The sequence below is a fragment of the Lunatimonas salinarum genome (genome assembly GCF_017811155.1).
GTDB lineage: Bacteria > Bacteroidota > Bacteroidia > Cytophagales > Cyclobacteriaceae > Lunatimonas > Lunatimonas salinarum.
In genome coordinates this window covers 22,090-40,551 of the sequence record NZ_JACVCV010000010.1, presented here as the reverse complement: position 1 = coordinate 40,551, position 18,462 = coordinate 22,090, and the positions used below count along the sequence as shown (strand labels likewise).

Here is an 18,462-nt window from a genome sequence, read left to right as displayed (position 1 = left end):
AGAAACTTAAACATGTATCGAAATGAGAAATTCAAAAATAATAAATCGATTAGTTGTTGTAGCGATGCTCTTTTTTGGAGCTTCCTGTAGCGATGATTTTCTAGATGAGAAACCATTATCTTTTTTGAGTCCGGAAAATACGTATACTGATGCGGCGGGTCTCCAAACTGCATTGGATGCTGCGTTGCGGGGTGTAATGACCCAATGGAACGGTGATACCCGCGAGCTGATGTTTAACCACAACATGAGCGATGCGTCTGTGGTGGCTTCTACGGATAAGCCCGATGCCTTCGTAGACTTGCGTACCTATGCAACCCCCACCAATGCTCGGAATAACGACGCCGGGCGTACACGGTCTTTTTATGCGGATAACTACAATCACATCAAAAAGGCCAACACGGTGATCGACTACATCGACCTCCCGGAATGGCCGGAGGGTTCCGCTAACGCTGAGCGAAATCACCTGCTTGGATCTGCCTATTTCCTGAGGGCTTTCTTCTATCTTCAGCTGACCATGCAATTTGGTAATGTGGCGTTCCCGTTAAACGTTGTTAATGAGGCCCGTAGGGATTTCAAGGTTTTTCACATGCAGGGTATTTGGGATCAAATGATCACCGACTTGGAATTTGCCGTGCAGCACGTGAAGCCTAAAAGCGAATTGCCCATCGGTCAGGCTCCCAAAGACGCAGTCCGTATTTTGCTTGCCAAGTACTATATGTTAAATGAACGCTTTGCAGATGCAGAGCGGCTGATGACTGATGCGATAAACGACGGACAATCCCGTTTGTTTACCGACGCCATGATTCCATCGGGCGTCACCCAGGTAGAGGTAGCAAATACCAATAATCCCAATACCGGCAACCCGCTCCCTGGTAGAAGTGGCTTTGCACCCGCCGATGCCATTAATTACCTGCATATGGACCGCGGTGCACAGAAGGCTAGCAACCCAGAAGGGATTTGGCTGGTGGTGAATGAACCCTTTATCCTGGGTACCCAAGGTCAGGCCGCTAGAATTCGGGCTTGGGGGCCAAACTTCGTAAGCACCAACTTGGGTGTGTGGGAACCAGGTACGACACGAATAGGCACTGACGTGCAGGCTACCACAGCCGATGCGAGAGGCCGTATGATGAAAAAATGGGGACGTAGCCAAGGGTTCGCCCGGCCTACCAACTATTCGCAGTACGATATCTGGAACTTCAAAGGCGAGGTGGATGAGCAAGACTACCGGCACAAGGACCTGAACTGGTTTGAAATGGAGGACGTGCTCTATGATAATCCTTCTTTGAGAGATGATGGTAGCCCATTCTATATGCAGCCATTGAGACTTTACGATGATAATGGGAACCTAACTTGTCGGGACACCATTCGATGCTGGTTCGGATATCCTCGGTATAAATTTTATTCCGTCAATCAAGAATCCCGTCCTGATAGGCAGGATAGTGGAAAAATGGATATGTATATCCTGAGAATGGCCGAGGTTTACTTGCTTCGTGCGGAGGCCCGTGTTTGGCAAGGGGATTATGCTGGTGCTGCGGATGACCTCAACACAGTCCGGCAGCGGGCCAATGCCATTCACATGTACACCGTAGCGGATTTGCAGGCGGAAGGAATCGGAGCTGTGTTGGATGAAAGAACGCGGGAGTTGTACGGAGAAGAGTATCGGCACGATGAGCTGGTGCGTATATCTGTTATATTCGCTAAGTCAGGCAAAACCGCATACAATGGCAAGACCTACTCTATCACTGGAAACGATATCGAGAAGTCCTTGTCAGCCAGCAGTTTCTATTACGATCGTATCATGGAAAAAAATAGTTTCTTCAGAGACGAGGTTCCATGGGCCACTTACAATACTACCAAGTATACCATGGATCCACACCACGTCTTCTGGCCGGTGTACCAGCCGTATCTAGTGGGTAACGTGGAAGCCACATTGAATCAAACTACCGGCTACAACGGAGCCGAGAGCAACATTGAGCCGCTGACCCATGTGGTGCAGCCTGCAGGGGCGCCTAACGAAGATCCCATGCGGGCAATCGGAGAGTAAGCGAACCTATTTATTCTTACCCCCGGAGGTTTCTTCGGGGGTAATTTTTTTATAGAAAGAATTTGCTGATTTTTCCTTTCTTGAATGGAAGGGGATATCGATCAGTTTCCGGGAAGAGTAATGCCTTTTACCCGTTGGTAAAGCAGCAGGGCGAACTTATCTGTCATGCCTGAGATAAAATCCATCAAGGCTCTAAGTCTGGCATATGGATCGACCTCCGTTCCCAGTGGAAACCCTTGGGGCAGCAGTCTCAAGATGCTTTTATCCCTCCCCGAAAACCGGCTGGTATCGTGGAATTTGTGCCAAAGGGCTTTGGAAAAGACTTCCAATAAGCCTTCCAGTACCTGGAAACCTGCAGCCTCCTTTTCCAGTACCGGCTGGGAGCGATAGATTTTCTTAACGGAGAGAAGACCGATTTTATCCAGCACAGCTGCCGAAGGCAGGGTTTCGGTAAGCGCCTGATCAAATGTTCCCTCCAGCATAGCGGCCTCGTGCTGCTTAAACGCTTCTACCGTTTCCGTGATCAATTGCTGTATGGCCATGGCCCGAAGGATACCAAGTTTTTGTTTGTCGCTGGGATATTCATTGAGTTTCTTTGCAGAAAAGCGTTCTCCGATAATGGCGGCCAAAAGTTCAACAACCTCCCCTAAAGGCACCAGTCCCAGGGTGCAGCCGTCTTCCAAATCGATGATGCTATAGCAGATATCGTCGGCTGCTTCTACCAAGAAAGCAAGGGGATGCCTTGCCCATGCTTCGTCGCTCAGTTCTTGTATGTCCAATCCTTTGGCCACCTGACGGTAGGTTTCCAATTCTGTTGAAAAGAAGCCAAACTTTTTCTGACTTCTTCTTATTGGAAACTCCTGTTTTACCCTGGCAGGGCGGGGATATTTGGTAAAGGCTGCCAGCGTGGCTGCCGAAATCCGGATGCCGTTTTCCTTGGCTACCAACATGCGAAATCCCTGCGCATTGCCCTCAAAGCGAATCATGTCTTCCCATTGGGGCTCCGTGAGCAGGGGTTTCCATACCTGACCGTAGGGGTGAAGCCTAAAAAAATCCGAAATCGCCTCCTCGCCAGCATGGCCAAAGGGGGGATTTCCAATATCATGGGTCAGTGCTGCAGCCGAGACGATTGCACCGATATCGCCCGCACCCACTTGTGTCAATGGTAGCTCGGGGTATTTGCCGATTAGGTACTCTCCTGCAGTTTTTCCCAAAGAGCGGCCTACAGAAGCCACCTCTAAGCTATGGGTCAGCCGGGTATGCACAAAGTCGTCTTCAGGCAAGGGAAAAACCTGAGTCTTGTCCTGTAGATTGCGGAAAGGTGCCGAAAATACGATTCGATCAAAGTCGCGTTCAAAAATACTTCTGGAAAGCGGTGTTCCAGTAGCAGTGTGGCTGTTCAATTCCAGGGGCCTAAGCAGATTTTCCCATTTCATCATGGGGGCAAAAATACGATTTTTTCGCGGGATCAATTACCTTTGGGTTATCAACCGAACAGTAGTCATGACTCCCGAGATCACCTTTCCCTCCCTCCTTGATATCCGAACGGCCCATGCGCGCATACAGCCCATGATTCACCGTACCCCTATTCTCACCAGTTCGGCTATCGATCGAATCGCGGGATGTGAAATATATTTTAAATGTGAAAATTTTCAAAAAGTAGGGGCTTTTAAGGCCCGTGGTGCCGCCAATGCCGTGCTCAAACTGAGTTCCCAACAACAAAGCCGAGGTGTAGCCACCCATTCCAGCGGGAATCATGCGGCTGCTTTGGCACGTGCGGCGAGTGCAGCCGGCATCAATTCATATATTGTCATGCCGTCTACGGCTCCCGAGATTAAAAAGAAAGCGGTGGAGAGTTATGGAGGTCAGATTATTTTTTGCGAGCCTACACTCGAGGCCCGTCAGCATACGTTGGAGGAAGTAGTTTCTGACACAGGGGCTACGTTTATTCCTCCCTACGACCACTTGGATGTTATTGAGGGTCAGGCCACTTGTGCGCTCGAAATATGGGAGGAAGGTCTCTCATTAGAAGCCCTGGTAGCTCCTGTCGGCGGCGGTGGCTTACTGGGCGGCACAGCATTGACCACGCACTCTTTGGTACCAACCTGCAAGGTCTACGGGGCGGAACCGGAAGGCGCAGATGATGCTTATCGCTCTTTTCAGGCAAATCAGCTGATTCCAATGGCCAACCCAAAAACCATAGCCGATGGGTTGCTGACTTCGTTGGGAAATCTCAACTGGGCAATCATAAGTCGATATGTAGCAGATATTCTTACAGCGAATGACGCAGAAATCATCGCGGCGATGCGGCTGGTGTATGAACGAATGAAAATCGTCATTGAGCCAAGCTGTGCGGTTCCTTTGGCGGTGGTCCTCAAGTATCCGGAATGTTTCATCGGGAAAAAAGTAGGGATCATTCTCTCCGGAGGAAATGTCGATTTGGGGAAGCTGCCTTTTTAGGCGTATAGTTCTCTAAGTTTTTCTATTGTGTAGTCCAACTCCTCCAGGGTATTGAACCGGCTAAATGAAAACCGAACAGATTCTCTCTCGGGTGATGCGTCAAGTGCTTGAAGGACATGGGAGCCTAAAACGGCACCGCTGCTGCAGGCGGATCCGCCAGAAGCCGAAATTCCGCCAAGGTCCAGATTGAACAGAAGCATGCCCTGATTAGAGGGAGAGGGTGGAAAACTGACATTCACCACCGTGTATAGGCTTTTGTCCAACTCGCCGGAGTTTCCATTGAATTGAGTCTCGGGGATGGCTTTCTTGAGTTGTTGTACGAAATGCGATTTCAATTTTTTGATATGAGCAGCATGCGCGGCCATTTCACCATATGCGAGTTCCAACGCTTTAGCGAGTCCGATAATGCCGGGGACATTTTCCGTACCGCCCCGCATATTTCGTTCTTGGGAACCTCCATAAAGGTAGGGCGTAATTCGTCTATCTTTTTTAACATAGAGAAATCCTACTCCTTTCGGTCCATGAAATTTGTGTGCTGCGCCTGAAATAGCATCTACAGGAAGGGATTTGAGATCATGGTGAAAGTGCCCGACGGTCTGCACGGCATCTGAGTGAAAATAGGCGCCAAAGCGCTTACACAGATCGCCGATGACCTGCAGATCGGTGAGGTTCCCGATTTCGTTGTTTCCCTCCATCAAGGTTACCAGGCTATTGGGGTTTTCTTCGAGCAAGCTGGTCAGTTGATCCAAGTCCAAGTTGCCCGCTTGGTCTATGTGTAGTAGGGTAAGGGGGATATGGCGGTTTTTTGCGCAAGCTTCGGCTGCGTGTAGCACCGCATGGTGTTCTAACGGTGAGGTGATGATTTGGGTAAGACCAAGCGCATCTACAGCACCATGTATGGCGGTATTGTCGGCTTCTGTACCGCCTGAAGTAAAGAAGATTTCCCCGGGGGTTGCATTAAGGAGCGCAGCGACGGTCTTTCTGGCTTTTTCGATGGCAACCCGTACTTCCCGTCCATGCTTATGGACCGAAGAGGGGTTGCCAAAGTGGGATCTCAGAAAGGGTAGCATGGCCTCCAAAACCCGTTCATCCAACGCAGTAGTAGCCGCATTGTCCAGATAGATAGCCGTGGGGTGTTTCATTCGTCGCTACTAGTCCTGGTGATGTTAGATAGTCTCTGAAATCACCTCTTTGATATCCAAAATAATCTTATTGGCCAAATGATCCGCTGTGGCCTGACTGTCGGATTCGGAATAAATCCTGATAATGGGTTCGGTATTTGATTTGCGCAGGTGCACCCATTCTTTTTCAAATTCTATTTTTACACCGTCGATGTCTATGATGGGATGCTTTTTATATTTGAGCTTGATCGCGTCCAAGATACGGTCCATGTCAATACCGGGGGTTAGCTCAATTTTGTTTTTCGAGATATGGTAGTTAGGATACGTAGCTCTCAGTCGGCTTGCGGATTTGCCAAACTGTGCCAAATGGGTCAGAAAAAGGCCAATACCGACCAAGGCATCCCGCCCGTAGTGCGATGCGGGATAGATCACACCGCCATTCCCTTCACCTCCTATGAGGGCGTTTACCTCTTTCATTTTGTGGACTACATTTACCTCGCCCACTGCAGAAGCATGGTAATCGCCGCCGCGACGCAGGGTAACATCCTTCAGTGCCCGCGAAGAGCTGAGATTGGATACTGTGTTGCCTGGAGTTTTTGACAGCACATAGTCGGCGACGGCCACAATGGTGTATTCTTCCCCAAAAAAGCTACCGTCTTCGCAGAAAAATGCCAGACGATCTACATCGGGATCTACTACGATTCCAAGGTCAAAATGCCCGTTTTCCAGTTTTTTGGCAATGTCCCGAAGATTTTCAGGCAATGGCTCGGGATTATGGGGGAAATCGCCATTGGGGTCACAGTAGAGTTCCTCTACTACCTCTACGCCCAATGCTTTGAGGAGTTTGGGGATCACGATACCACCGGTAGAGTTTACACAATCGATCACTACCTTGAAATTTCTTGCAGCGATTGCCTTGGTATCGACCAATTCCAAGTTCAGGACATGATCAATGTGTTTGTCCAGGTAGTCGTTTTTTGGTGTGTATTTACCCAACTTTTTGACGGTGGCAAAATTGAAATCTTCTTTTTCTGCTTTTTCGAGTACCGCTTTCCCATCTTCGTCGCTGATAAATTCTCCCGAGCTTCCGAGTAATTTAAGGGCATTCCATTGGATGGGGTTATGACTCGCTGTGATGATGATGCCTCCGCCGGCATGTTCAAGCGGCACGGCCAATTCTACCGTTGGGGTTGTGCTTAGACCTAAGTCAATCACTTCCAGGCCCATACCTTGCAGCGTTGCCGTGATCAGCTGCGAAACCATGGGTCCGGAGATGCGTGCATCTCTTCCAATCACAATTTTTGGGTTGTTGGTTTTTTCAACTACCCAAGAACCGAATGCCGCAGCAAACTTTACAATATCTATGGGCGTAAGCGCTTCCCCACTTTTACCGCCAATCGTACCCCTAATGCCGGAAATAGATTTGATTAATGCCACAGAAAATTTTTTAATGAACCTGTTAAAAAAAGATTTATTATTTGAATCTAGCCAAGACTTTATCCACTTCGTTATCGGGATTACCGCAGGCCTCTCCTGATTCCACCTTTTTACCGCAATATCCACAAGTACCGCCCTCTTTATTTAGGTAGGGATTCTGCGATGCACAGGTTCCTTTGAACTCTCCGTTTTTCAGGAAGATAAGCCGCACAGACATAAGGATAAAAAACAAGGCGATAAAACCAAGCGTGAGGTATACAGTTGCCATATCAAATTTATTTCTACAAATTTACGGAATACTTTCAAAACGCACGTATTTTCCGAATAGTTTCCCCAGCGCCTATGTCAATCAAACCAGACAGAAGTTCCCAACTTGAGGCTTTTGGCCGTTTACTGGATATCATGGATGATCTTCGTGAGAAGTGCCCTTGGGACAAGAAGCAAACGCTGGAGAGTCTGCGGCATCTGACCATTGAGGAGACCTTTGAGTTGTCCGATGCCATATTGGATGCAGACCTACAGGAGATAAAAAAGGAACTGGGTGATCTTTTGCTACACATTGTCTTTTATGCCCGTATAGGATCTGAAAAAGGGGCGTTTGATATAGCAGAGGTTATCCACAGTTTAAACGAAAAGCTTATTCGGAGGCATCCCCACATATATGGCGATGTGAATGCGGAAGACGAAGAGGCGGTGAAGCAAAATTGGGAGCGAATCAAGCTTCAGGAAAAGGGGCAAAAAAATAAATCGGTTTTGGGCGGTGTACCTCGATCGCTTCCCGCTTTGATCAAGGCTATGCGTATTCAAGAAAAGGCCCGAGGGGTGGGCTTTGACTGGGATAATGCTTCACAGGTGTGGGACAAGGTAGAGGAAGAGCTCGGCGAATTCAAAACAGCCTACGCGTCGGGAGACCGGGAGATCAACCGACAGGAGGCGGCTGCCGAGTTTGGAGATCTGTTGTTTTCGCTGATCAATTATTCCCGATTCATCGATATCAATCCGGAGGAAGCCTTAGAACGTACCAACCGAAAATTTATTCAGCGGTTTCAGTATTTGGAGCAGGAGTCTGCGAAGGAGGGCAAACGCTTAGTGGATATGAGCTTGGCTGAAATGGATGCTTATTGGGAAAAGGCAAAGGATTTGGGAAAGGAAGGTATGTAGCCATATGTTTATTTCTGCTATCGGTTTTAGCGATATGATTGATCAGGATAGGCGAAGCACATAAATAGCGTAGTTGAGTTGCTTGTAGAGCCGGAAATATTACCGGGGTTTTTCCCTATTCAAAACACATTAAATTAGCTTTCAAATTCGAAAATATTACCGATGCGATTTTTATCGCTTCAATTTCAATTGGTTATCCACAAATTGTATTTTTCAAATAAGGGTGTAAGTATCAAGTAATCAGATAATTAACATATTACGCCAATATTATGTGGATAAGTGTGGATAAATGTGGATAAAAAAGCTTGTTTTTTACAATCTTTGATTAGGTGGCGTAAAGACTATTTTTTGCGGATAAACCCGTCGTATTCCGTAGAAATTTTTGCGGAACTCGGGGCGCATCAACCAATTTACCCGATCTTTTGTTTAAATAAATTTCCTAAAATGGTACTATAACCATTTCAGAATTTCGTCGATATATTCCCGGTTATTAGACAGACGCGGGACTTTGTTTTGTCCACCGAGCTTACCGCGGGATTTTAACCACTTTTCGAAGGTGCCCGGGTTGGCAAAGTGGATGATCGGTTTTTTGAGTACTATATCGTGATATCGTTTGGCATCGTAGTCGGAGTTAATTTTCCGAAGGTTTTCGTCGAGTAGTGATTTGAAGTGCTCCGTATCGGATGGCTGCTCGGCAAATTCGATGATCCATTCGTGGGCGCCCTGGTTTTTCTTTTCTTCGAAGTAGACAGGTGCCGCGGTGAAGTTTGTGATTTTTGCACAGGTAGCGGCACAAGCTGCCTCTACCGCCCGCTCTGCATTTTCGACGATCACTTCTTCTCCAAAGGCGTTGATGAAGTGTTTGGTTCGTCCCGATATCTTTATACGATAGGGTTGTATAGACGTAAACTTAACCGTATCGCCGATTTTATAACGCCACAATCCACCATTGGTACTGATTAGGATGGCGTAGTTGTTGCCCAATTTTACCCCTTCCAGAGGAATAATCTGAGGATCCTCCTTGTCCCATTCTTCCATGGGTATAAACTCGTAAAAAACACCGTAATCCAGCATAAGCAAGAGTTCGTCGGAGTCCTTTTGATCCTGTAGGCCAAAGAAACCCTCGGAGGCATTATAGGTTTCCATGTAGTGCATGCCTTTCGAAGGGATCAATGTGTTGAAAAGCGATCTGTATGGGCCGAAAGCCACTGCACCATGAAAGAATACCTCCAGATTAGGCCACACTTCTGAAATGTCGCTTTTGCCGGTAATATCCAAAATGCGCTGAAGTAAGACAAGCGTCCAAGTGGGTACACCCGTCAGGCTTGTCACATTTTCTTTGCGTGTTTCTTCTGCCATTTTTTGAATTTTCGCTTCCCATTCGTCCATTAGGGCAGTTTCTAAGCTTGGTGTTCTTGCCAGTTGGGCCCATAAGGGAAGGTTTTGCATGATAACGGCAGATATGTCACCATACTTGCTGTTTTTGCTTCCATCCAAAGGGTTGATCTGATGGCTGCCGCCAATGGATAAGCTTTTACCCGTAAACAGCTTGGTTTCGGGGTAATTGTTGATATAAATGGAAAGCATATCCTTGCCGCCTTTGTAGTGGCATTCTTCCAGGGATTCTTCCGTTACGGGGATGAATTTGCTTCTAGAGGAGGTGGTGCCGGAGGATTTGCTAAACCAAGTGACTGCGGTGGGCCAGATGACGTTATTCTCCCCCTTCATCGTTTGTTCTATATAAGGTTTGAGCCCTTCGTAGTCGTGGGTGGGGACTTGACGGGCGAAATCGCCGTATGACGCAATATGGCTGAACCCGTATTTTTTTCCAAACTGGGTCTTTTTTGCGGTTGTTATTAGTTTTAAAAGTATCTCGTCCTGGACTTCATGCGGATTTTTTTTAAACCGTTCGATCTGGCGTATCCGGTGTTTTAGTATCCAAGTCATCAGTGAATTTATCACTTCCATGGTATTATCGGGGTTAGATTTTTCTCTTCAGCTCAAAATGTTTGCCAAGATACACCTTTCTTACCTGCTCGTCGGCGGCAAGTTCTTCCGCTGTTCCAGCTTTTAAAAGTCTTCCCTCAAACATCAGGTAGGCACGGTCTGTGATGGAAAGGGTCTCATTTACATTGTGATCTGTGATCAATATGCCGATGTTTTTGTTTTTGAGCTTGGCCACGATGGACTGGATTTCTTCTACGGCGATGGGGTCTACGCCGGCAAATGGTTCATCGAGCAATACAAATTTTGGGTCAACCGCGAGCGCACGGGCGATCTCTGTTCTCCGTCGTTCTCCTCCGGAAAGTACCATTCCTAGATTTTTTCGGACATGGGTGAGGCTAAACTCCTCCAGCAGGCTTTCTACGCGCTCCTTTTGTTCCTTTTTGGGAATATCGGTCATTTCCAAAACAGACAGGATGTTTTCTTCCACGGAAAGCTTCCGAAACACTGAAGCTTCTTGGGCTAGGTAGCCGATGCCAAGTTTTGCCCGTCGGTACATGGGAAGCGGGGTGATGTCGGTTTGGTCGAGAAAAACCTTTCCCCCATTGGGTTTGATCAGCCCGACGATCATGTAAAAAGAGGTGGTTTTTCCCGCTCCATTGGGACCAAGCAGCCCGACAATCTCTCCCTGTTCCACTTTGACGGAAATATCGTTTACCACCTTTCGGCCCTTGTAAACTTTTATCAGGTTTTCCGCTTTCAATATCATGGGCTAGTCAAATTTGATGTCTTTTACGTAAAGTTGTAGGGTGCTGGTGTTGCGGAACGTATTTTCCCTTACTTCAAAAGCAATGTTAAACCTCATCTTACTATTTAGAAAATCAACATATTTGGCAAATCCAAACCCAATGCAGACCGGTCGAGTCTGTTGGCCATCCTGCACGAGCTCGAATCTCAAATGTTTTTCTTTGAGTACCCTTACGTTTTCCGCATAGACTTGGTTTGCACAAAATACCGGCTCGGGGTTTCCCGGCCCGAAGGGTGCCATCTGTTTCAGGATGTTGAAAAACCTGTAATTGATTTGGTCCAAGAGAAGTTCATCGTCGATTTCCAGTGTAGGTCTCAGGTGTTCCTCGCGGATTCGGTTGCGCACCACCTGTTCAAATTTTGCTTGAAATGCCGGTACGTTCCCCACCGCAAGCGTAAGTCCTGCGGCATATTTATGGCCGCCGAATTGATCCAGCAGGTCGCTGCACTCCTGTATGGCTTCATAAATGTCAAAGTCATACACCGAGCGGGCACTGCCGGTTGCTTTGTTGTTTGACTCGGTCAGGATAATGGTGGGCCGGTAATATTTTTCGATGCATCGGGAAGCGACTATTCCGATCACTCCTTTATGCCAATCCTCTTTGAAAAGTACAGTGGTTCGGTAGCTGTCAAGTGATTCCCGGTCTTCGATCATCTGTAGGGCTTCTTTGGTGATATTTTCGTCGAAGTTTTTTCGAGTGGCGTTTACGTCTTCGACCAATTCGGCTTTGCGAATGGCACCTTCTAAATCCTTCGATAGTAATAGTTCCACCGAGGCTTTGGCATGTTCGATCCTTCCCGATGCGTTTATTCGGGGGCCTATCTTAAAGACGATGTCGGTAATGTTGATGTCTTTTTCCACCTTGCCCTTTAGGATAAGCGCTTTTAAACCCGGGCGGGGGTTATTGTTTATCCGGTCAAGACCATAGTATGCCAACACGCGGTTTTCCCCGCTGATGGGTACGATATCTGAGGCAATACTCACTGCCAATAGATCCAGATAGCCATAAAGGGAAGCAGGATTTCTTCCGGTCTTTTGGGAATAGGCTTGTATCAGTTTGAAGCCTACTCCGCAGCCGCTTAGTTCTTTGTAGGGATAAAGGCAATCGCTTCGTTTGGGATCTAGAATCGCAACTGCTTTAGGCAAGGTATCACCGGGAGTATGGTGGTCGCAGATAACAAAATCAACTCCCAGCGCATTTGCGAGGTCAATTTTATCCAAGGCTTTGATACCGCAGTCCAAGGAAACCACCAGACTGAAGCCATTTTCCGCGGCAAATTTCACTCCCCTTTCGGAAATACCGTATCCTTCTTTGTATCTATCCGGAATGTAGTAGTCTACCCGGTCGTAGAATTCTTTCAAAAACCCATAAAAAAGAGCCACTGAAGTGGTTCCGTCTACGTCGTAGTCGCCATAGACAAGTATTTTTTCTTCACGTTCAACGGCTTGGATAATCCGTTCAACGGCCAGGTCCATGTCTTTCATCAAGAAAGGATCATGCAGCTTGTCCAGATCCGGCCTGAAAAAATCTTTGGCGGTTTGGAAATCAACTACCCCTCGGTTTACCAACATGTTGGCTAGGGTGGGGTTTACGTTTATTTCCTGACTGAGATGCTCAACTAAGGTCGGGTTTGCTTTTTGCTTGATTTTCCACCTAAAATCCATGTGGCGAAATTACGAAAGATTAGGCCTAGGACGGCATGCGGTTACAATTAATATTTGCCGATCAAACGAGGCAGCAAGTATGCCCGGATAGCTTAGGGCCGTCATTCATCTGCCAAGGCTTCTTCCAAAACCTCTGCGAGTGGCACGCGTTTCCCATCTTTGTAGGGGACGATCCAAGTATGTTGGACGCCGATCCGGCGTAGATAACGCTTCAGCTCGTCGGCTTTTTCGTATTCCCTAAACTGCCCCAATACATATTTTATGAAACCATCTTCCTTTACGATTTCCAGGTCTGGGCTGTCTTTGACCATTTCGGATAAGTCGTGATCTTTAAACGCACCAAACTGGACGCGGAATGCGACACCTTGATCCCAAGGGGATTTTTGTTCAAGTTCGTTGACCTTGGCAAGCTGGCCTTTAAGTTCGGCAAGCTGCTGGTTTTGCCGCGCTTGAGAGGCCTGGAGGCGGTCTATGGTGGCCTGTTGATCGCGAGAAGTTTCGAGTAGGCGACTAATTTCTGAGCTTAGGGAGTCGGCCATAGCGGAAAAATGGGCCCTTTCGTGCACCAGTGTCTTCAGTTCTTCGGGGCTCATCTTACGTTTGGTTTTTTTCCATGTCTTGCGCTCCTGCTTGGAGAGTTGTGCAATGGCGTCTTCTGGGGCGAATAAAAATACCGTGACCAATAAGAGGGCGAAAATGGATTTGATCAGACTCATGGGCATATGTTTTTTTGAGGCTATGGTAAAAAAACGAAACTTATGCTTCCAAATTACAAAAAATCAATCATTAATCCGCTTTTGGATGAAATTAACCTACCCTTTTTAGAAAAAGAGGGTGTCCTTAAAGTCGAGCAGCCTCATGGCCGTAAAAAAAAGGCTGCCCTTTTCGGACAGCCTTGCGGTGAATCAACTAGGATAGTCCTCCGATCATTCGCTCGGGTTTCACCCATGCGTCAAACTGCTCGTTGGTAAGTAGCTCCAATGCCAGGGCGGCCTCGCGCAGGCTAGTTCCTTCCTTGTGGGCTTTTTTAGCGATTTTCGCCGCATTTTCATACCCAATATGGGGGTTTAATGCAGTAACAAGCATCAGCGAGTTTTCGAGGTGGCGCTTGATAAAGGGCTCATTGGGTTCAATGCCGATGGCGCAGTTGTCATTAAACGAGACACAGGCATCTCCAAGGAGACGTGCGGAGTTTAGCAGGTTGGTGATCATCATGGGTTTAAACACATTCAGTTCAAAATGCCCGTTGGAGCCCCCAATGGATACTGCGGTATCGTTTCCGATCACCTGAGCGCACACCATCGTCATTGCTTCGGATTGGGTTGGGTTTACCTTTCCCGGCATAATGGAGGAACCCGGTTCATTTTCTGGAATAAGGATCTCCCCAATACCGGACCGTGGACCGGAGGACAGCATTCGGATGTCGTTGGCGATCTTCATAAGGCTAACTGCCAATTGCTTCAAGGCACCGTGTGTTTCCACCACGGCGTCGTGAGCGGCTAGGGATTCAAACTTATTTGGTGCGGTTACAAAGGGGTTGCCAGAGATTTCGGCGATCTTTTCTGCTACCTTTTCGGCATAACCTTTCGGGGTATTAAGTCCAGTACCTACCGCGGTACCTCCCAAGGCCAGCTCAGACAGATGGGGGAGCGTGTTTTTAATCGCTCGTAATGCATGGTCCAATTGGGCCACATAACCTGAAAATTCCTGGCCCAGCGTCAGCGGCGTTGCATCCATAAAATGGGTTCTGCCGATTTTAACTACCTGCATGAATTTTTGTGATTTTTCCCGTAGGGTATCCCGTAGTTTTTCCACGCCGGGGATCGTGGTTTCCACTATCATCTTGTAAGCAGCAATATGCATCGCCGTAGGAAAGGTATCGTTGGACGATTGCGACTTGTTCACATCGTCGTTTGGATGAATGAATTTTTTGGCATCAACCAGCGCCCCTCCCATTTTCACGTGGGCCCGGTTGGCCACTACCTCATTCACATTCATATTAGACTGTGTGCCCGATCCGGTTTGCCAAACCACGAGTGGAAACTGATCATCGTGCTCTCCGGCCAAAATCTCGTCGCATACCTCGGCGATGATCGCGGCTTTGTTGGCATCCAATACGGCCAATTCGGCATTGGTCAGTGCTGCCGCCTTCTTCAACACCGCAAAAGCGTGTACGATCTCCAAGGGCATCTGATGCTTTGGACCACCAATTTTGAAATTGTTTATGGAACGTTGTGTCTGGGCACCCCAATATTTTTCTGCGGGGACTTCCACAGGGCCCATGGTGTCATGTTCTATTCTATAGCTCATTTGTTCGTTTATTTATCCAAGTGGTTTATTTGTGCAGCTAAATTACTACCTAGAGGGTATAATCCATAGGACGAAGTAGAAAAGTTGGTCGCGAAGAGTACAGGCTCCATGTACCCTTTTATCCGTGATCTTTGGTTTGAAGGTCAAGAAGCCGGTGCAGTGTCTGTTTCGAATCCTCCACCTTCCTGCTGAAATTAGACCAGGAAAACAGCCAATTCCCTAGGCCGGCCACCAAGCAGACCACTGCTAAGGTATGGTCTCCCTGGATTCCACTAAAGAATAGCGTGAGCAACATGCTGGCCACCGACCAGAATCCCAGAAAAAAACGAGACCCTGGAAATAGGTTGTATTCAATAAAGATAATACTGCCGTGGGGGCTGGATTCGATCCGCCCACGTAGGAGGGGTAGAAAACTATCGGCCCTGGTGATGACCTTTGAGATAGAAAACGCCCTATCTGAAACATTGCCGTTGAAGAATGTGGCTACCTGCTTTTCTGAAAAGCTGGGTTCAAGAAAGTTTACCTTTTTGGTGACCGATGCTATTCTCCGGGTTATTTCTGTTGAGGCTAACGTCGATACAAGTACTTCGCTATGTGTCGGGAACCAGTTCACACTTGCTTAACTTTCAATGGATAAAAAGGTTCAGCGTTTCACTGCGATACAGGATATCTCGACCTGTACGTTTTTTGGGAGACCGCTTACCTCCACTGTTTCGCGGGCCGGAGGATTTGATTTAAAATAAACCGCATACGCGTCATTGATGGTGGCAAAGTCTGCCATGTTTCTGACAAAAATCGAACACTTCACCACGTCTTGAAACCCAAAGCCGGCTTGCCTAAGCACGGCTTCCAGGTTTTTCATCACTGCGTGGGTTTCTTCAGTGATATTCTCGTTGATCAATTCTCCTGTTTGAGGATCCAGTGCAATTTGGCCTGACACGTACAAGGTGTCGCCTGCTTTTATGGCCTGACTGTATGGGCCTATTGGTTTAGGGGCTTCCTCGGAGATGATGATTTCGTTGGCCATAGACTGTTCGTTTTGTCAAAAGTACAAAATAGCGGCACAATATTGGTCGTATGAATCAGGAAATTGATGTTTCAGGCGTTGGTTTCTACGAGTTTGAATCCCTCTCCGTGAAGCGTGATGATTTCCACGGTCGGATCTGCTTTTAGTAGTTTTCGGATTTTACTGAGGTATACGTCCATACTTCGGGCGTTAAAGTAGCTGTCATCCCCCCAAATTACTTTCAGTGCGTGGGAACGGCTTACCGTCTGATTGAGTTCCGACGCAAGTAGTTTAAGCAATTCGTTTTCTTTCGAGGTTAGCTTATGCTCGCCCGTTGGGCTTTGGAGCATCTGCCTGTCATAGTGAAGAATGAACTTGCCAAACGAATATGTCTTAAGGGCTTTAGGTTCTTCTTTTGCCGTTGTTCTGCGTAGTATTGCCGCTATTCGTAACAGAAGTTCCTCCATGCTGAAAGGTTTGGTGATGTAATCATCTGCTCCAAGTTTCAGGCCGGCGATCACATCTTCCTTGAGGTTTTTGGCGGTCAGGTAGATGATGGGGATATCTTCCTGTACTTTTTTTATTTCTTTTCCGAGTGTGAAACCATCCTTTTTAGGCATCATTACATCAAGGATGCAAAGCTGATAGGCATCTTTTTTAAAACGGTTCCAAGCCTCTTCCCCATCTCGACACAGCAAGGTTTCATACCCTTTCATGGTCAGGTATTCTTGAAGAATGTCCCCTAGGTTGGGATCATCTTCTGCCAATAGGATTTTTGGTTTGCTCATTGTCTGATGGGTAGATTAATGGTAAATATACTGCCTTTTCCAAGTTCACTTTCCACCTGCACGGTGCCATGGTGTGCCTCTACCATCGTTTTTACATAAGAAAGACCTAAACCAAAGCCTTTTACGTCGTGGATGTTGCCGGTTGGCACACGGTAAAATTTGTCAAATATCTTTTTGAGGGCATCTTTATTCATGCCTATTCCATTATCACGGATACTTATGCGCACAGAATCCCCTGATGCTACTACGAATATATCAATCAATGGTTTTTCCGGGCTGTATTTGTTGGCATTATCCAACAGGTTGTTGAGGATATTTGCCAAATGGAACGCATCGGCCTCAATAATCGGTTGATGGACTTCCGAATGAACCTGAATGGTACCACCTTTTTTTTCCACGATTAGGCCAAAATGCGAGCGTACATTTTCAATCAATTCCAGTAAATCGATTTTTTCAAATTTCAGTACAAAGTCCTTTCGATCCAGCGCAGCGGCCTGAAGCACCTGCTCCACCTGCGTACCTAGGCGAATGTTCTCTTCTTTGATGATGTTGAGGTACCGATTTCGGAACTGATCCCGCTGTCCGATATCGGGATCCTGTAGCGCCTCTATCGCTAGACTGACCGTAGAGATCGGTGTTTTGAACTCATGTGTCATGTTATTGATGAAATCGTTTTTGATATCGGACACCTTCTTTTGCCGAAAAATGACCCGGATGGCATAGACAAAACAATAGATGATGATCGTAAGGAATAACAGGGAGCTTGATAAAGGTATCCATATCTGTCGCAGCAAGTAGTTTTGCTCGAATGGAAAGTTGATCACCAGAAAATTGGTGCGCCCTACCAGATCACTTGGAAATAGTTCTGCCCGAATACCACTACTTGCTAGTGATTTTAGGTCATTGATGGGCCCGATTCCAACAAAATGCTGACTGTCTTCTAAGATTGCCAATTCGAAGGGCGTATCGATTCCCCGTCGTAGAAGCTGTTCTTTAATTTCCCGCTTGATGGTCGTTGTATCCAATCTGGTGAAAATGTCCCGTTGGGTTTGGCTCAGCAATTGATGAACAACCACCTCCACGAGCCCAATCTTCATGTTTGCCCGCACGATTTTTTCGGCTACATCCCGAGAGACGTTGTACTCTTCCAATATCACCTCCTGCCGGTAGGACGCAAAATTGCGTTTGTTGGTGTACTGATCCTGCTGACTGAGGTATTCTAGGTGCTTTTCTTTTTCTTGCAGGAAGATAGCCATCTCATCGGGGGTGAAGAGCGAAGAGGCATCTGCTGGAGTGAGCTCCAGGTATTTCTCCAGTACCTTGGGGTCTTCCACCCCCCCTTCTTTGGTAGCGATCAACTTTTGAAAAGTAGGTGATACCTGTGGGATAGGCTGACTAAACATGGAGTCTACCATGGAGGGGCGACGGATGGCCACCTGATGCCTACGCACCTGAAGCTGTATGGGCTCGATGGGCTGAAAAAGTGTCTGTTGAAATACCGTATCGCCTATGATTGAGCTAAGGAGGATATCACTGGTTTCGCCTTTTTCCAGTTTGTCGGCGGTAGCCATCAGCGCCTGCGATACGTTTTGCTGAAATCGCTCCTTATTAATCTTCAATACGTTGCCTACCCAGTAAAACTGAAACCCTATTAGACCAAGCGTTGCAAGCGACATGATCAATATGACTGTTTTGATGCTGGTTTTCGACATGTGACA

16 protein-coding genes are annotated in these 18,462 nt (G+C 47.3%); 3 read left to right on the top strand and 13 right to left on the bottom strand.

What is annotated here, in order from left to right; translation table 11 throughout:
- Positions 1 to 22: 22 nt before the first annotated feature.
- Positions 23 to 2,044 carry a RagB/SusD family nutrient uptake outer membrane protein gene (locus IAQ59_RS13260; protein ID WP_209331309.1) on the top strand — a complete coding sequence of 674 codons (2,022 nt, stop codon included), beginning with the start codon at positions 23 to 25 and terminating at the stop codon, positions 2,042 to 2,044.
- Between the two features lie 101 nt (positions 2,045 to 2,145).
- Here IAQ59_RS13260 and dgt read toward each other — a convergent pair whose 3' ends face one another.
- Positions 2,146 to 3,483 carry a dGTP triphosphohydrolase gene (gene dgt, locus IAQ59_RS13255; RefSeq protein ID WP_209331308.1) on the bottom strand — a complete coding sequence of 446 codons (1,338 nt, stop codon included), beginning with the start codon at positions 3,481 to 3,483 and terminating at the stop codon, positions 2,146 to 2,148.
- 64 nt (positions 3,484 to 3,547) lie between these two features.
- On the opposite strand from dgt, the gene IAQ59_RS13250 reads away from it, so the two are divergent.
- Positions 3,548 to 4,504, top strand: coding sequence for a pyridoxal-phosphate dependent enzyme (locus tag IAQ59_RS13250; RefSeq protein ID WP_209331443.1), 957 nt, complete (start codon positions 3,548 to 3,550; stop codon positions 4,502 to 4,504).
- On the opposite strand, the gene IAQ59_RS13245 is transcribed toward IAQ59_RS13250, so the two are convergent.
- From IAQ59_RS13245 to IAQ59_RS13235, 3 genes are read right to left on the bottom strand one after another with little or no spacing between them, the layout of a single operon-like run.
- Entirely contained in the window at positions 4,501 to 5,646 is a 1,146-nt protein-coding gene (locus IAQ59_RS13245; protein WP_209331307.1) for a cysteine desulfurase family protein, read from the bottom strand. The genes IAQ59_RS13250 and IAQ59_RS13245 overlap by 4 nt on opposite strands.
- A 24-nt stretch (positions 5,647 to 5,670) precedes the next feature.
- Positions 5,671 to 7,062, bottom strand: a complete 1,392-nt coding sequence (gene glmM / locus IAQ59_RS13240) for a phosphoglucosamine mutase (protein ID WP_209331306.1) — start codon at positions 7,060 to 7,062, stop codon at positions 5,671 to 5,673.
- Positions 7,063 to 7,099: 37 nt separating this feature from the next.
- On the bottom strand, positions 7,100 to 7,330 hold the full coding sequence (locus IAQ59_RS13235; RefSeq protein ID WP_209331305.1) for a hypothetical protein: 231 nt from the start codon (positions 7,328 to 7,330) through the stop codon (positions 7,100 to 7,102).
- A gap of 74 nt (positions 7,331 to 7,404) precedes the next feature.
- Here IAQ59_RS13235 and mazG point away from each other — a divergent pair, with 74 nt between their 5' ends.
- A complete protein-coding gene (mazG, locus tag IAQ59_RS13230; protein WP_209331304.1) occupies positions 7,405 to 8,223 on the top strand; it encodes a nucleoside triphosphate pyrophosphohydrolase in 819 nt (272 codons plus the stop codon).
- 450 nt (positions 8,224 to 8,673) lie between these two features.
- Here mazG and IAQ59_RS13225 read toward each other — a convergent pair whose 3' ends face one another.
- From IAQ59_RS13225 to IAQ59_RS13185, 9 genes are all read right to left on the bottom strand, one after another.
- The gene (locus IAQ59_RS13225; RefSeq protein ID WP_209331303.1) at positions 8,674 to 10,191 is read right to left on the bottom strand and encodes a GH3 auxin-responsive promoter family protein; all 1,518 of its coding nucleotides are present in this window, start codon (positions 10,189 to 10,191) and stop codon (positions 8,674 to 8,676) included.
- Between the two features lie 13 nt (positions 10,192 to 10,204).
- The gene (gene lptB / locus IAQ59_RS13220) at positions 10,205 to 10,936 is read right to left on the bottom strand and encodes an LPS export ABC transporter ATP-binding protein (protein ID WP_209331302.1); all 732 of its coding nucleotides are present in this window, start codon (positions 10,934 to 10,936) and stop codon (positions 10,205 to 10,207) included.
- Between the two features lie 3 nt (positions 10,937 to 10,939).
- Positions 10,940 to 12,640 carry a single-stranded-DNA-specific exonuclease RecJ gene (recJ, locus tag IAQ59_RS13215; RefSeq protein ID WP_209331301.1) on the bottom strand — a complete coding sequence of 567 codons (1,701 nt, stop codon included), beginning with the start codon at positions 12,638 to 12,640 and terminating at the stop codon, positions 10,940 to 10,942.
- A 101-nt stretch (positions 12,641 to 12,741) separates the two neighbouring features.
- Positions 12,742 to 13,356 (bottom strand): hypothetical protein, encoded by a 615-nt coding sequence (locus IAQ59_RS13210; RefSeq protein ID WP_209331300.1) that lies wholly within the window; start codon positions 13,354 to 13,356, stop codon positions 12,742 to 12,744.
- A 193-nt stretch (positions 13,357 to 13,549) separates the two neighbouring features.
- Positions 13,550 to 14,950 carry a class II fumarate hydratase gene (gene fumC, locus IAQ59_RS13205; protein WP_209331299.1) on the bottom strand — a complete coding sequence of 467 codons (1,401 nt, stop codon included), beginning with the start codon at positions 14,948 to 14,950 and terminating at the stop codon, positions 13,550 to 13,552.
- 118 nt (positions 14,951 to 15,068) lie between these two features.
- Positions 15,069 to 15,563, bottom strand: a complete 495-nt coding sequence (locus IAQ59_RS13200; RefSeq protein WP_209331298.1) for a hypothetical protein — start codon at positions 15,561 to 15,563, stop codon at positions 15,069 to 15,071.
- Positions 15,564 to 15,593: 30 nt separating this feature from the next.
- Positions 15,594 to 15,977, bottom strand: coding sequence for a RidA family protein (locus IAQ59_RS13195; RefSeq protein WP_209331297.1), 384 nt, complete (start codon positions 15,975 to 15,977; stop codon positions 15,594 to 15,596).
- Positions 15,978 to 16,048: 71 nt separating this feature from the next.
- A complete protein-coding gene (locus IAQ59_RS13190) occupies positions 16,049 to 16,744 on the bottom strand; it encodes a response regulator transcription factor (protein WP_209331296.1) in 696 nt (231 codons plus the stop codon).
- Positions 16,741 to 18,456 (bottom strand): sensor histidine kinase, encoded by a 1,716-nt coding sequence (locus IAQ59_RS13185; RefSeq protein ID WP_209331295.1) that lies wholly within the window; start codon positions 18,454 to 18,456, stop codon positions 16,741 to 16,743. Before IAQ59_RS13185 ends, IAQ59_RS13190 begins: the two co-directional genes overlap by 4 nt.
- Between the last annotated feature and the right edge of the window lie 6 nt (positions 18,457 to 18,462).